Here is a 14,378-nt window from a genome sequence, read left to right as displayed (position 1 = left end):
CAAGACGATCTTCGCGCGAGGGTGGCCCGGCATTTGTTGCTGAACATTTGCCTTGCGAGCGGACCCTTGATCGCGGCACGGTTGGGGTATGAGTGAATCCGATTTTCGAGCCAGCACAGAGAGATTCGACTTCGATGCCGTCTATCGCGGCGACGGCGCATTCGGTGGGCGGCCACCGTGGGACATCGGGGAGCCGCAACCGGCCATCGTCGATCTCGAAGCACGGGGCGGCATCACCGGCCTCGTACTCGATTGTGGTTGCGGGACTGGCGATAACGCTCTGTTTCTCGCCGAACGAGGCCACCCGGTGCACGGTATCGACCTCGCGCCGACAGCGATTGCGATCGCACGATCACACGCCGCCGAGCGCGGACTGTCCGCCTCTTTCCAAACGGCCGATGCGCTGGAACTCTCCGGCTATCACGAACAATTCGACACGGTGGTCGATTCGGCCCTCGCGCACCTGTTCGGCCCGGCCGAGCTCACCCGCTACGCGGCTGCCCTGCACCACGCCTGCCGTCCCGGCGCGATGGTCTATGTCCTCGCCATCGCCCGCGAGGCCCTCACCTACCTACAGGCCCGCCCCGACGCCCTGGCCGAGCAGCTGACGCAGCGCTTCACCGGCGGTGAACTCGACCTCGACGAGATAGTCCCGTCTCTGACCCCCGAGGCCCTACACCACGGCTTTCGCGCGGGCTGGTCACCGATCTCGATCACCGAAACAACCCTCCGCGCGCGCCTCCCCTTCCATCCCGACCCGATCGACTTACCCGCCCTGCTCGGGCAATTTCACCACCGGTCACGGTAACTAGGACCGCGAACCACCGCGACGACCACCACCGGCCTGGCTGAATTGGCAGAAAGCTGTCTCCCAATCGCGATCTGTGCACGAATAGGCCCATCGTCCGAAGCTCACATCATCGGATACGACTCGAGGAAGGTCGTCCAGAATCTTGTGCCTTCATCGAAAGGTGTTGTGTCCCACCGGTTCATTCCCTCTTGGATGATCTCCTCGACTTCGGCCCAGTCGTAGGGTGTCGGATCTTCGTCAGGGCCGGGTCGTTCGACCTCGACTTTGTACACCAGGTATGCCAGTGACGAGAGGTCGCGGTGGATCAACTCGAACTCCACCTCGGCGTCTGGGTCGGACACCCAGATGGTGCCGTCGGTGGGGCGGACGTAGAGCATGCCGTGGAACAGCAGACCCAGCGGCTGGAGTTCTCCGACCGGTGTGTCGGTCGGCATCGAGTCGATGTCGGCGATGTACGCCATGTTGGGGCTGGCGGGATCGCGGTCGGCCAGATCGGCCGACATTCGAAACAGCCCTCGGGAGTGGGGTATCCCGAATTCCACAGCGAACTCCACTGCGTCCGGCGTTGTCCAGATCCGCTCCGCGAAGTCAGCCCGAAATCTGAGCATCTCACCCGGTGGCAGACTCGAACGCACCGCCTGCCAGTCCACTCCCACCAACATTCGCCATCTCCTCCATTCTCGCGGCGAACCGAGATGGCCTGGAGCCGTTGATCGTCGACACCGGATCGATGACTTCAGACCGCCCGCCACGCGGCCTCGATAGTGTGCTCGACACCTAGGTGAAGCGTGTCTCCCGGGGTGTCAAAATTCCTGGGTTGCAACATCGTCGAGACGATCATGTCCCCGATCGCGCGGGATCTGTGGCCCTATAACCGTGCCGACGCGGCAAGCGGCTTGACCCACCGCGACCACTCAGGTTGCGGCGCATAGCCGTTGGCCTTCCACGCGCGCTGTCCGAGATCGTTCTCATCGAGCACCATCGCGTCAGCCCGCGTACCTCCAAGCCGAGCGAACCGCTGCTCCGCCGCGCGGATGAGCATCCCTCCAATCCCCCTGCCGCGGCAGCCGGGCGCGACCGCCAGCCGATAGATATGACAGCGCCAGCCATCCCATCCCGCAATCACCGTGCCCGCCAACTCCACAGTGCCCTCGGCCTCGTCGAAGGCGAGAATCAACGCTTCGGGATCCCGCCGGACCAGCGCTTCGATCGCAACGACGGAATCGGCCGGTCGGTGCGCATCTTCCGCAGCCCTGCTCCAAAACTCGAGAACACTACTGGCATCGTCGAGGCCCGCCGCGCGAAGAACGATCTTGGACACCCGGGCAGTCTAGAAGACGACGCTGAGCTTGCCCCGCACTGAGTCGCACACGAGTGCGTTCCAGGTCAGCCGGTGATGGAGAGGTGTTCGCCGTAGAACAGCATCAGCCCGGCGGCCGCGGACAGTCCGGCGAGTAGCCAGAAGCGGATGGAGACGGTGGTCTCGGGCCAGCTGCTGAGTTCGAAGTGGTGGTGCATCGGCGCGATGCGGAAGAGCCGTCGACCGGTTTTACGGAACACCACGATCTGCAACAGCACCGAGAGGATCTCGGCGCAGAACAACGCGCCGATGACCACCATCAGCAGTTCGGTGCGAGTCGTGATCGACAGCCCGGCGAGCAGTCCACCCAAGGCCAGAGATCCGGTGTCGCCCATGAAGATCTTCGCGGGGGCCGCGTTCCACCACAGGAAACCCACGCATGCCGCTGCGGTCGCTGCGCAGATGAGCGCCAGGTCCAGCGGGTCGCGCACCGTATAGCAGCCTGCGCCGGGGCGAGTGGTGCAGGCGTTGAGGTACTGCCAGAACGTGATCAACACGTAGGCGCCCAAGGTCAGCGCCATCGATCCTGCAGCGAGGCCGTCGAGTCCGTCGGTGATGTTCACCGCGTTCGACCAGGCGACCACCAGAAAGCACGTCCACAGTACGAACAGCACGGGTACGAGCGAGAGCCAGCCCAGGTCACGCATGATCGAGATGTGCCGACTGGCGGGGGTCAGCCCGGTGCTATCGGGGAATCTCAAGGCGAGGATGCCGAAAACGATTGCGGCACCGAGCTGGCCGACGTATTTGCCCCGCGCGGTGAGCCCGAGGTTGCGCCGCTTGTAGAGCTTGATGAAGTCGTCGAGGAACCCGACCAGGCCCATCGCTGTGGCCAATCCGAGCACCAGCAATCCCGAGGCCGTTACGCCCGGGGCGTCGTAGCGCAGCCCGATCAGATGCGATCCCAGATAACCGGCCCACATCCCGGCCACTATGGCGATGCCGCCCATCGTGGGCGTGCCACGTTTCGTCTGGTGGCTGGCAGGCCCCTCCGCGCGAATCTCCTGACCCATCTTCGCCCGGCTGAACACGCGAACCAACAACGGAGTCACTGTGATCGACACCGTCAAGGCAATCGCTACTGCAAACAGGATCTGTCTCATCCGCCCCCGATCCGCAACCGAGCCACGCGGCCCAGCCAATCTGACATGGCACAAACGTCATGAATGTTAGCGAGGCGTAGGAGGTTGGCGCGCGGCCGCTCGGAGACACCTGCGGTGCGAGTGGCAGTTCAGTGCATTCGCCTGCGTGGCACCGCGGCCATCGTGAACCAAGCGGTCACGGCATGGTGGACGTTCATTCCGGCTGGCAGAACTGTCTGCTCATCCTGCCGCTATGCCAATGGTTGGTCGAGTTCGCGTGTCATCCAGATCGAGTCGCCGCGGGCGGAGTCCGGGGTGACGCGTCCGCTGTTGTAGAAGTCGAGCTTTTCCAGCACCCGGAACGAGGCGGTGTTCCATTCCCGCACCGTCGCCCACAACCGCTTGCGCCCCGTGCGTGCGGCGGCCTCGACGACTACCCGGCCCGCCTCGGTGGCGTACCCATTGCCGTGAGCCCGCTGAGCGAGTTCGTACGCGATCTCCGGTTCGTCGTACGTCCCTTGGCCGACGATCAGTCCGCAATAGCCGATGAACTCGCCGGTATCCCGCCGCTCAACAACGAGTAGTCCAAGCCCCTGCTCGGCACCGGGAGTTTGGCCCGCAGTTGGTCGCGTACCTCCTCGACCGTCGGTCGCCCGGCCGCGTCGAAACTGCGGACGGAGCGCACGTCCCGTTCTGTCCACAGCGCGTGGTAATCCTCCGCGTCCGAGGGAAGCCATTGCCGCAGCCGGAGTCGCTCGGTCAGAAGACTTGTCGGGAAATCCACGTAGGCTGCCATGATCCCAATCTAGTTGACGCGCAACATAATCGGCAGATCAGTGCATTCGCCAGACGGGTCCGCGGGCGATCAGCGGCATTATTGTCCGGTGTGCGTGCTGGAGGTCGGGCTGGCTGACAAAGCTCAGGATTTCGGATCGTCATTCTTCATCCGGGCTGTCGTGTGGGCCGACGGCCTTTCCGATCTCGGGGCGGCTACTCCCTTTCGGGTTCGGAGCGCTCGGGCGCGATTTGAGTGTCGAATGAGCAGCCGCAGAACCAGTGTTCGATCTCGTCGACTTCGGACCAGCCCGTGGGTTCGGCCATGCGTATCCGGTCGCGCGTAACCAGCACCTTGGTAATCCCACCGCACTCGTGGAACAGGATCAGCTCGACATTGTGGCTCCATGACGGAGTTTCATTCAATACCCGCTGAAGGTCGAGGAAGAGCGGATCGTCCTTGGAGCTGTAGAACTTGCGCTCGCTGCGACTTGCGATCGGTAGGCGAGACGATCCGTCCGCGTCGCTGCGGAAGTGCAACTCGGGATGGGCCTCGACGAACCACAACGGCAACGCAATCGGCAAATCCTCAGAGATCACCACAGTCCTGAAACCCACACCGACCTCGTATCGTCTCGTTCGTGCGCCAGACAACATAATCGCAGCGTGAACTCTAATCTTGAGCACGACCGATGGACCGCGACTGAACCCGAGACGGGATACATCCGTGCACGATTGCGGCTATTGACTACCGAGCAAGGTGGCCGCCGCACGCCGATCAACTCCGGCTACCGGGCACATTGGGCCTTTCCCACAGACCTACACAAGGAACGCCATGACGCGCCATTGACCCTGGAGGAGGGGACAAAGCTCGCTCTCGGTGATGAGGCGATTGCCCGGCTGCACCCGCTGATGCCCGATCTTTGGCCCCCAGTCATACCCGGGCTGCCGCTGTCGATGCTCGAGGGATCCAGAATTGTCGGCCTAGCGGAGGTTGTGGAGGTAGTCGCACCAGGCCGGTAACTTGGCACGCTCGTCGGCAGTGCAGGACGTTCGACCTATCGAGATGATCCCGGCCAGTTGCCTTTCCGGGCACTACGGCAGCCCCTAGGAACCGAGCGATCAGCGGCAGATGGGCCCGCGAGAGACGAGCGTGAAGTTGATCATGGGCCAAAACCTGCACTATGACAGCTGAATTGGCAGGAAACTGTCTTCCAATAGCGATCTGTGCACGAATCGGCCCATCGTCCGGAACTCGGCCGTGCAGGAGGTCCAAACGGATCGAGATGATCTCGGTCCGTTGCCGTTCGGGGGCAGCTTTGGGCGGTGACCACTGCGGCTGGTTGCCGAGTGAGTGCCATTGCCGTGCGCTGATTGAGCGGTGCTCTCGCGCGGCTGCGGGATTCGGGTTACCGTCGCGAAGGAGTGGAAGGGGGAGCGGGTGAGTCATATTCGGAATCTGGTCGAGCGGCGCGAGGCGGCGGTGGAGCGGTTGCGATCGAATATGGACAATCTTTGGCTTGCGACGGCTGATGAGATGCGGGGGCCGCACCTCATACCTGTGTCGTACTGGTGGGATGGTGGCCGCTTGCTGACATCGACATTCGATGGCAGTCGTACGTTGCGGAATATCGAGAGTCAGCCGCATGTTCGTGTGGCCCTGGGTAGTACGACGGATGTCGTCATGATCGACGCGGTGGCGAGGATTGTCGGGCGGGCGGATGTCGATGACGCGGCTGCGGATGGATACGCCAGGGCATCTAGGATTCCCCGCTCTGCGCCGGGTTTCACCTATATCTACCTGGTGCCGGAGCGGATTCAGGTTTGGCGCGGGCCCGCCGAATTTTCCGGGCGGACCGTCATGCGGGCGGGTGTCTGGCTCGACAAGGCGGTTGACTGAGTCTCGTGCCGAATGTCGAAGCGCCCCACGGGTTCTCGCAATCCGTGGGGCGCTTTTCGGGTGCCGGGGCTCAGGCCTTGGCGGGTTTGTAGGTGGCGATGGCCCAGATGACTACTACGTCGAGGGCGATGATGAGGAGGGACCAGGCGGGGTAGTAGGGGATCCAGAGGAAGTTTTCGATGATGGAGAGGGAGGCGAGGACCAGGGCGGCGGTGCGGCCCCAGGTGGTTCCGGCGAGGAGGCCGATGGCGACGATGATTTCGATCGCGCCGAGGATGATGTGGATCCAGCCCCAGCCGGTGGTGTTGAGTTTGTAGATGTAGTCGGAGGTGACGACCAGGAGGTTGTCGGCGGCTACGGCGGAGATGCCCTGCAGGATGGACAGGACGCCGATGACGATCAGCAGGATGCCCGCGGCGATGGACGTTCCGGCGGCGACGTCCTGCTTCAGCGAGGATTCGTTACCACTACTGTGTGCCATTCGCTGAATATGCCACGGGTTTGCTGGCCGCGCGGGAAAGCGCGGCCAACGATTTGTCCGCACGTGAGCCGCCGGAATCGACGCGGTTACGGGGTGGTCAGGGCCTGGGAGACCGCGGTGCCGAACGGCAGGTCGGCGGTGGTGTTGACCTTGGTGTAGGTGCCGCCGGTGCGTTGGGTGAGGGTTTGCAGGGTTTGGGTGCCGGGGCCGTTGATCACGATGACATCGATGCGGATCGGGTGAGCGGGATCGGTGGCGGCGGCGATATCGGACAGGAGTTGGTCGCCGGTGACGGGGGAGTCGTCCTCGGGGCCGTCGGTGATGAGCAGGATCGAATTGGTGCGGGCACTCGCGTAGGTGGCGAGGATGTTCTTGTAGGCGGCCTCGAGGGTGGGGTAGGTGCGGTCGGGCTTGGATGTACTCGTGGTGACGGTGGTGAGGGCCTGGCTGATTGCGGCGCGCTGATCGTTGCTGAGCGCCGCCGTCGGGGCCAGCACCTTGTACGGGTTGTTGCCGTCGAGGTTCTTGGCGTACTCCCAGACCCCGAGCCCGAAGTCGGGCGGCATGACGCCCATCGTGGACTCCAGTGCCGCAACGGAATTGGCGAGGCGGGTGCCGTAACCCTCGGTCGCGGACATGGAGGAGGAGACGTCGAGCAGCACGGTGGCCTGCACGCCGAGCACCGGGTGCGCGAGGATCTGATCCACCTTGGCCAGCACGGTTTTCGCGGGGACCGGGGTGGTCGCCGGGGGAGCCGCGCCGAAACCGTTGTCGGTGAACAGCTTCGACTGCTCCGGAGCGCGCAGGAAGTCTACGAACAGGCCCGCGACGAGGTTCTGGGTCTGATCCACCCAGGAGCCGGTGAGCTCTGCGGCGGGGAAGTCGGCCACCGGTCCCGCGCCGTCGGGGCGGAAGGCGGTCAGTCCGATGCGGGCTCGGATCTGCTGTTCGGTGGCGGCCACCGCGTGCAGGGGCGCGCTGGCGTGATCGGTCGCGGCGGCGAGATCGGTGAGCGCGCCGTTCACATCCTTGGCCGGGGGCGCGCCCGCCGCCAGCAGGGAGATGGCGGAGACGACCTGGCCGGTCGCGACGGCCTTCTCGTCGAGGGGATCGGTGCCGGAGACGCCCGACCCGACCGCGGTCGCGATGGCCAGCGACGGATCGCCCGCGGGCATGGCCAGGCGCAGCTTGCCCCACGACCCGAGGCCGATATCGGCCAGCGAACCGCTCTGCAGCTTCGGCAGATCCGACCAGTGGATCTTGGCGGTCTCCAGCGCACCGCGCAGTTCATCGTTCACGGCCAGGGAGATCGGGCTCACGGCAATCGGTGCCGGGGTACCCGCGATCAGCCCGGGCACGCGCATTTGCTCGACCGAGCGCGACGATTCCGGAATCCAGAGCGCGGGCTGCGGGCCCAACGCCGGATCCCACTGCTTGTTCGAGGTGAAGGCGGCGACCATGGCCGCCGACGGCTGCGCGGTCACACTCACCTGCGCGCAATGATCCCGGACGTGCGGTTTCGTGGCATTGAAGCGATCGGCGGCGGATTTGACCGGGGTGAGAATGTCGGGATCGACGGTGACATTGAGCGTCGCGGTCCCCTCCACACACGACGCGGCGGCCCGAGAGTCCCGTTCCTTCGCCCGCTCCGATAACCACGCCCACCCCACCACGGCGAGCGCTAGCACGATCACCGCGACAATTGCGATAACTGGTCCCTTGCTGACACCTCGTGACCCGCCCGCGGCGCGATGAGTACCCACGATCGACCAGTGTATGTTGACGCCCCGGTAGCCACCTGTACCAGGCGGTTACGCGCAATCCGACCGGCACGAAAACGGCGGCAGCCCTAAAGACTGCCGCCGTTTGGTAGGGCTGCGGGCGCGGAGCCCCCACAGCCCTACCGGGGTTTGGGGGCGCAGCCCCATATCTCGCGGAGATTCGGGGCGAAGCCCGCGAGAGGCTCCCGGGGTTCGGGGGCGAAGCCCCTGAGAGCCTGAGAGTTAGTCCCGAATCATTTTGCCGCGGTCGTACTCGTGCCCGCCCCAGACGCCGGACTGGCCGGTGCGGGCGGCGAACTCGCCGCATTCGCGGCGGATCGGGCAGGACTCGCAGATCGAGCGCGCGTAGTCGAAGTCCTGCGAGGGGTACGGGAACCACGCCTCGTGGTTTGGGTCACCCTTGCAGGCGGCGTGCTGCCAGTAGTCCTTCGAGTCGGAGATGGGGAGCAGATCCGCCAGGGTCGGCTCCCGAAGTGCAGTGTTCGTCATCGGATCTCGCTCCTTTCATGTCCGATCACGCTGGGTGGGTTTCCTCGGTTCAGGACGCGGCCAGTTCCTTCCAGACCTGACGCTGCGTCCGCTCTCTATCGTTGGGAGCCTTGGGCTCCCACAGCAGGCGCATCCCGGCCTCCTCCGGAGTCCGGTCCGCCTTGTACGTATTGCAGGGCCCGCACGCGGCGATGAGGTTGGCCCAGGTATTGGGCCCGCCCTTGGACCGCGGACGGATGTGGTCGACGGTGCGCGCCCAGCCGTTGCAGTACCCGCAGCGGTACCGATCACGGCGCAGGATCCCGGGCAGGGTGGCGCGGCTGTGGTCGTCGTGCACGAGGATCCGGTGCTCGAGGTAGATGTAGCGCTGCAGCCGGATGGTTTCCGGCAGCACGATCTCCAGGTGCTTCGAGCGAATCGGGAAGTGCGGCTCCCGCTCGGTGACGGTCTCGGCGGCGCCGCTGAGCAGCAGCACCACCGCGCGTTCGGCGCGGATCGTGGTCAGCGCCTCGTAGGAGGCGTTGAGCAGCAGCACTCCGGTGTTCATCCAGTTGTCGGTGGTTATCTCCGGGTCTTCGGCATGACGGAACAGCATGGGGGTCACCATGTTTCGTGAAAGGGATCGAACAGGAAGAAGAGAAGGGGCCGGGTTTACGCGCGGGCCTGGAGACGACTCGTTGGCCGCTCGTCGCCGCGCAGGTCATGTCCTCGCTTCGCCAGGGCTGTGCCGCGATTGGCACTGTCGGTAATCAAGCCGTCTCCTCCTTCCTGCTGGTCACGACCATCGCGGTCGTTTGATCTTCGGTGAAAGTCATGGTGGCACAACGGGCATGCCGTTGTCGGGTGATTTTTTTGCTCCCCCTGTGACCTCGCCGCCCGCATGCGACGGTCGACGGGTCGTAGAGTGACAACGAACGGCCCCGCCCACTTGTTCCTGAGAGACGGGAATCACAGGGCTGATTCACTACCAGGCAACCGAACCGCGGGCGACTGTGCGGAAGCGGTTCATTATCGGTTACCTGCCCCCGCTACCGTGACGAGTACTCGGAAGGAGCCTTCGTCATGGAGTTCCGACATCTAGTCTCGTTCATTACGATTGCCGAAGAGTTGCACTTCGGTCGCGCAGCGCAGCGCCTTCATCTCACTCAGCCCAGTCTCAGCGCCCAGCTGCAGAAACTGGAGAAGTCACTCGGGGTCCAGTTGGTGGCCCGGAATTCACACGAGGTCCGGCTGACCGCGGCCGGGCGCGAGTTCGAGCTTCAAGCACGTCAGATCGTGGCCCAGATGGATCGGGCGGCGCGGGCCGCCAAGGCCACCGCCGAGGGCAGGCAGGGCAGCCTGGCCATCGGCTACAACCTGCCCGCGAGCCGCCACGTGCTGCCGGAGGCGCTGGTGCGCATGACCGAGCGGCATCCCGACATCGTGGTGTCGTTGTGGGAGAAGCGCACCGGGCCACAGCTCGCGGCGCTGTCGGACGGGTCCCTCGATATCGCCCTGGTCTACGGCCACCCCAGCACCGCCGAGTTCCGCTATCGGCGACTGCTGCACCGGGTTCCGCTGGTGGCGGTGGTCGGTCGCAGGCATCGGTGGGCGGATCGCCCGGGCGTGCCGTTCGCCGAGTTGCAGGGCCAGGACTGTGTGCTGTTCGCGCGCGAGCAGTGTCCGGCCATGTACGACACCATTTTCCGGGCGGCCGCGCAGGCGCGGATCACCTTGAACGTGGCCCATCATGCCGATGATCCGGGTGCGACGGCGCACATGGTGTCGGTGCGTCCCATGGTCGGGTTCGCCTCGCTGCCGCGGGCGATTTCCATGGGAATGGGTGCGCCGGGCAGTAATTCGGTGGCGGTCAAGCTTTTGGATCCGGTACCCACTCTGGATTTGTATGCGGTGTGGCGGGCGGAGGAACAGAATCCGGCGGTGGCCGCCTTCTTGGATTGTGTCGATTCCGCGGAACCCGCCCCCCTCGATGATGCCCGGGCCGTACCGGCCTGAGCTATTCGATAGGCAATGACTTTCGCGCGGTAGGAACAGCCGGTCGGGCGGCGACGAGAATGATTGTCGCCGACCAGAATTCGGTCTGTGAACATCGCGTCTGTCACCGATAGATCCGTCACCGGAAACGGTTTCGTACCGCCCGCCACCGCGAGCCTCTACACGATCGTCGCCGAGGCGGCCTACCGGCATCCGGAGCGCGAGACCCTCGCCGACGGCGAGGCCGCGCCCCTGACCTGTGCGGAATTCGACCGGCAGGTGCGGGCGGTGGCCTCGGCGCTGCTGGATCGCCAGGTGGCGGCCGGGGACCGGGTGGTGGTGCTGGGCCGCACCGGGCTGGCGTGGGCGCTGCTGGACCTGGCCGCGCTGGCGATCGGCGCGGTGGTGGTGCCGGTGTATCCGACCTCCTCGGCCGCGCAGATCGAGCACATACTGCGCGACAGCGGCAGCACGTATTTCGCGGCGGAGACCGGCGCGGATGCCGAGCGACTAAGCGCGGCTGGCGCGGGCGAGGTGTGGGGTTTCGCCGAGATCCGCGACTGGGCCGAGGGCGCGATCCGGGCGGATCTGACCGAGCACACCGCCGCCGTCGGGGCCGACGACCTGGCCATGATCGTCTACACCAGCGGGACGACCGGTCTGTCCAAGGGCTGCATGATCACCCACCGGAACATGTATGTGTCCTCGGCGAATACGGTGCGCCAGACCGGGCAGCTGTTCGACGGGGTGACCGCGCTGGCGCTGCCGCTCTCGCACGTGTTCGGGCAGACCATGCTGTTCGCCTGCCTGTTCGGTGGCGCGGCGACGCATCTGCTGCCAGGCATTCCGGAGTTGGTCCCGGCGCTGCCGCGGCTGCGGCCCACGTTCCTGGCGCTGATTCCCTACGCGCTGGAGAAGATTCGCAAGCACTGCCGCTCACTGCTGAGCCCGGAGGCGGAGCGGGAGGCGGTCGCGGTCGGGCTGCTGCGGCTGTCGGAGGCGTCGACGGAGGGGACCGATGCGGTCGACAGGGCCGCGGCGGAACACGGGATGCGGCGGGATGAGCCCGAGGCGTCGAAGGAGCCGGTCGCCGCGGCGCTGGGCGGACGCCTGCGCTATGTCATCTCCGGCGGTGCGTCGCTGGATGATTCGACCGCCGGGTTCTACGCCGCGTTCGGCACGGTGATCCTGAACTGCTACGGCCTGACCGAGGCCGCGACCGCGGTGACGGTGAGCGCGCCGGAGACCAATCGCCTCGGGACCGTCGGCAAGCCGATTCCGGGCACCGCGGTCGCGATTGCCGCCGATGGTGAGGTGCTGGTCAGTGGCCCGCACGTGTCGCCCGGCTACTGGGGTGCGGCCGGGGCGCAGAACCCGGTGGACGCCGACGGCTGGCTGCACACCGGCGATATCGGTGAGCTCGAGGACGGGTATCTGCGAATCACCGGACGCAAGAAGGAAATTCTCGTCACCTCGGGCGGGAAAAATGTCGCGCCCACCCCGCTGGAGGACCGGGTGCGGCTGCATCCATTGGTCAGCAATTGCATGGTGGTGGGGGAGGGCCGCGCCTTTGTCACCGCATTGGTGACCCTCGATGCCGAGCGCGCCGAGAATTGGTTGCGCGAGCATCCGGGCCGCGATCTCGCGACCGCCGTGCAATCCGCCGTGGACGACGCCAATTCCCTGGTTTCGAGGGCGGAATCAATTCGGGAATTCCGAATTGTGGCAGGCGATTTCACGATCGCCAATGGACTGTTGACCTCCTCACTGAAACTGCGTCGCGCCGCGATCGCGGAAACCTATTCGGCCGATATCGATCTCCTCTACTCGACGACCCGAAAGTGATCTGAGCATGTACGACGTCATCGTTGTCGGTACCCGTGTGTCGGGTGCCCCGCTGGCCATGCTGCTGGCCCGCCAGGGTTTCCGGGTGCTGGCGGTGGACCGGGCACAGTTCCCCAGCGACACCCCGTCCACGCACTACATCCACCAGGCCGGACTGGGCTTCCTGAAGTCCTGGGGTCTGCTCGACCGCGTCACCGCCACCGGCTGCCCGCCGGTGCGGCACCTCAACTTCACCTACACCGATATCGACATTCGCGGCATGGCCGATCCGGCGGCCGACGGCATCGACGCCGTGTACTGCCCGCGCCGGACGGTGCTGGACAAGATCCTGGTCGACGCCGCCGACGAGGCCGGGGCGGAGGTGATCTCGGGCTTCGCGGTGACCGGGCTGCTGCGCGACGGCGACCAGGTGGTCGGCGTCCGCGGCCGGGTCGGTGAGGGCGCGGAGCAGGAGTTCCGGGCCAAGCTGGTGGTGGGCGCGGACGGTTCGGGCTCGACCGTGGCCAAGGAGGTGGGCGCGCAGGTCTACGAGGGTTCGCCCGCAGCGTGCTTCGTCTACTACTCCTACTACGAGGGCATCGACTGGGGCATGCAGCACCGCACCGGTTTCGGCGAACAGCAGTTCGGGGCCTGGCCGACCAATGACGAGCTGTACCTGGTCGCGGTCATGCGCAAGCGGGACCGATTCCGCGAATTCCGCAATGACCCGGACGCCGGGGTGCAGGAGATCGTGGATCAGATCGATCCGGAAATCGGTGCGCGCCTGCGGGATACGGGTCGCCGCGTGGAGCCGTTCCGGCCCATGCTGTACCCGGACAACTACCGCCGCCAGTCCTTCGGGCCGGGGTGGGCGCTGGTCGGCGATGCCGGATACCACAAGGACCCGTTCACCGGCTGGGGCATCACCGACTCGTTCAAGTACGCGCAGCTGCTGGCCGATCTGGCCGGTGAAAGTCTCGCGGGTGGACGGCCTTTCGAGGAGACACTGCCCGAATACCAGCGCGAGCGTGACGCGCAGAGCGCCAGCACCTATGAGCTGACGACCAGCATTTCCGAGCTGTCGCTGACCCCGTACTACGACTCGGTGTTCCGCGCCACCAGCATGAGTCCGGACTACTCGAAGAAGTTCTTCGGCCTGATCGCCGGGCTGTACCCGCCCGAGAGGTTCTTCGGTGAGACCGAATTGGCCGAACTGTACGAGCTGGTCGACTTCCCGGTCGAGGCCCGCCATGTCAGCAAGGCCGAGGCGGCGCTATGACCGGGGTCGGTCTGGTCGCGTTGGGTGACAGCTTCGTCGAAGGCCGCGGCGATCCGGCCGCGGCCGGGGGATACCGTGGCTGGGTGTCCCGGCTGGGTGCGCAGCTGGGGTTGCGGCCCAACGCTATTCGGAACTTGGGTGTGCACGGCGCGACCACGGGTGATGTGCTGCGTGAGCAGCTGCCCGCCGCCGTGCGAGCCGAACTGTACGGCGTGGTGGTCGGCGTCAACGATCTCGTGAGCGCCTACGATCCGGATGCCTTCGAGGCCAATCTGGATGCGCTGTTCGGCGCGCTGCGATACACCGGCGCAACCGTTTTCACCGCCGACTATCCGGATATCCCGGCGCGCCTGCCGGTTCCGGACGGCTTCCGCGCACTGCTGCGGGAGCGCTTCTCCTTCGCCAATGCCGCCATGGCCCGGGTCACCGCCGACCACGGGGTCCTGCTTCTGGATCTGTCCGCACGCGCCGAATGGGAGCGCGCGGGCACCTGGACCGAGGACGGGCTGCACCCCAGCCCGTCCGGACACCGACTGTTCGCCGCCAGTGCGGCCGAACTGATTTCGACGATCATCGCCACCACGGTCGCCGCCTGAGCGGCGTACCGGCACCGGCGACCGTGT

General features: G+C 65.7%; 16 protein-coding genes. 7 read left to right on the top strand and 9 right to left on the bottom strand.

The genetic code is table 11. The annotated features are described in order from the left end of the window. The first annotated feature begins 88 nt into the window (after positions 1-88). Positions 89-808 (top strand): class I SAM-dependent methyltransferase, encoded by a 720-nt coding sequence (locus VMT40_RS28725; protein WP_326362049.1) that lies wholly within the window; start codon positions 89-91, stop codon positions 806-808. Positions 809-912: 104 nt separating this feature from the next. Here the strand turns inward: VMT40_RS28725 and VMT40_RS28720 are convergent, their stop codons facing one another. The 5 genes from VMT40_RS28720 to VMT40_RS28700 all read right to left on the bottom strand — a co-directional run bounded on the left by VMT40_RS28720 (position 913) and on the right by VMT40_RS28700 (position 4,630). Further along, on the bottom strand, positions 913-1,419 hold the full coding sequence (locus VMT40_RS28720) for an SUKH-4 family immunity protein (protein WP_326362775.1): 507 nt from the start codon (positions 1,417-1,419) through the stop codon (positions 913-915). Between the two features lie 260 nt (positions 1,420-1,679). After that, a complete protein-coding gene (locus VMT40_RS28715; protein ID WP_326362047.1) occupies positions 1,680-2,132 on the bottom strand; it encodes a GNAT family N-acetyltransferase in 453 nt (150 codons plus the stop codon). A gap of 65 nt (positions 2,133-2,197) precedes the next feature. After that, entirely contained in the window at positions 2,198-3,274 is a 1,077-nt protein-coding gene (gene mraY / locus VMT40_RS28710) for a phospho-N-acetylmuramoyl-pentapeptide-transferase (protein ID WP_326362046.1), read from the bottom strand. Positions 3,275-3,504: 230 nt separating this feature from the next. Then, a complete protein-coding gene (locus VMT40_RS28705) occupies positions 3,505-3,954 on the bottom strand; it encodes a GNAT family N-acetyltransferase (RefSeq protein ID WP_326362044.1) in 450 nt (149 codons plus the stop codon). Positions 3,955-4,243: 289 nt separating this feature from the next. Continuing rightward, entirely contained in the window at positions 4,244-4,630 is a 387-nt protein-coding gene (locus VMT40_RS28700; RefSeq protein ID WP_326362043.1) for a hypothetical protein, read from the bottom strand. Between the two features lie 838 nt (positions 4,631-5,468). Between VMT40_RS28700 and VMT40_RS28695 the strand changes: the two genes are divergently transcribed. Then, positions 5,469-5,927, top strand: coding sequence for a pyridoxamine 5'-phosphate oxidase family protein (locus VMT40_RS28695; RefSeq protein WP_326362042.1), 459 nt, complete (start codon positions 5,469-5,471; stop codon positions 5,925-5,927). Positions 5,928-5,997: 70 nt separating this feature from the next. On the opposite strand, the gene VMT40_RS28690 is transcribed toward VMT40_RS28695, so the two are convergent. From VMT40_RS28690 to VMT40_RS28675, 4 genes are all read right to left on the bottom strand, one after another. Beyond that, the gene (locus tag VMT40_RS28690) at positions 5,998-6,408 is read right to left on the bottom strand and encodes a DUF7144 family membrane protein (protein ID WP_326362041.1); all 411 of its coding nucleotides are present in this window, start codon (positions 6,406-6,408) and stop codon (positions 5,998-6,000) included. An 86-nt stretch (positions 6,409-6,494) separates the two neighbouring features. After that, complete coding sequence (locus VMT40_RS28685) at positions 6,495-8,171, bottom strand: substrate-binding domain-containing protein (protein ID WP_326362040.1); 1,677 nt, start codon at positions 8,169-8,171, stop codon at positions 6,495-6,497. A gap of 240 nt (positions 8,172-8,411) precedes the next feature. Continuing rightward, entirely contained in the window at positions 8,412-8,678 is a 267-nt protein-coding gene (locus VMT40_RS28680; protein WP_326310412.1) for a WhiB family transcriptional regulator, read from the bottom strand. A 49-nt stretch (positions 8,679-8,727) separates the two neighbouring features. Further along, positions 8,728-9,273, bottom strand: coding sequence for an HNH endonuclease (locus tag VMT40_RS28675; RefSeq protein WP_326362039.1), 546 nt, complete (start codon positions 9,271-9,273; stop codon positions 8,728-8,730). A 17-nt stretch (positions 9,274-9,290) separates the two neighbouring features. On the opposite strand from VMT40_RS28675, the gene VMT40_RS28670 reads away from it, so the two are divergent. The 5 genes from VMT40_RS28670 (at position 9,291) to VMT40_RS28650 (ending at position 14,351) form a co-directional block, all read left to right on the top strand. Beyond that, positions 9,291-9,476, top strand: a complete 186-nt coding sequence (locus VMT40_RS28670; protein ID WP_326362037.1) for a hypothetical protein — start codon at positions 9,291-9,293, stop codon at positions 9,474-9,476. 264 nt (positions 9,477-9,740) lie between these two features. Further along, complete coding sequence (locus VMT40_RS28665) at positions 9,741-10,673, top strand: LysR family transcriptional regulator (protein ID WP_326362036.1); 933 nt, start codon at positions 9,741-9,743, stop codon at positions 10,671-10,673. An 87-nt stretch (positions 10,674-10,760) separates the two neighbouring features. Then, complete coding sequence (locus VMT40_RS28660) at positions 10,761-12,497, top strand: AMP-dependent synthetase/ligase (protein ID WP_442790071.1); 1,737 nt, start codon at positions 10,761-10,763, stop codon at positions 12,495-12,497. 7 nt (positions 12,498-12,504) lie between these two features. Then, positions 12,505-13,755 (top strand): NAD(P)/FAD-dependent oxidoreductase, encoded by a 1,251-nt coding sequence (locus tag VMT40_RS28655; protein ID WP_326362034.1) that lies wholly within the window; start codon positions 12,505-12,507, stop codon positions 13,753-13,755. Beyond that, the gene (locus VMT40_RS28650) at positions 13,752-14,351 is read left to right on the top strand and encodes an SGNH/GDSL hydrolase family protein (protein WP_326362033.1); all 600 of its coding nucleotides are present in this window, start codon (positions 13,752-13,754) and stop codon (positions 14,349-14,351) included. The genes VMT40_RS28655 and VMT40_RS28650 overlap by 4 nt, the downstream gene beginning before the upstream one ends. The last annotated feature ends 27 nt before the right edge of the window (positions 14,352-14,378 follow it).

The organism is Nocardia sp. CDC160, assembly GCF_035818795.1.
In the GTDB taxonomy this organism is placed as follows: Bacteria; Actinomycetota; Actinomycetes; order Mycobacteriales; family Mycobacteriaceae; genus Nocardia.
The sequence above is the reverse complement of the archived record's forward strand: the minus strand, read 5'-3'. Positions and strand labels throughout refer to the sequence as shown.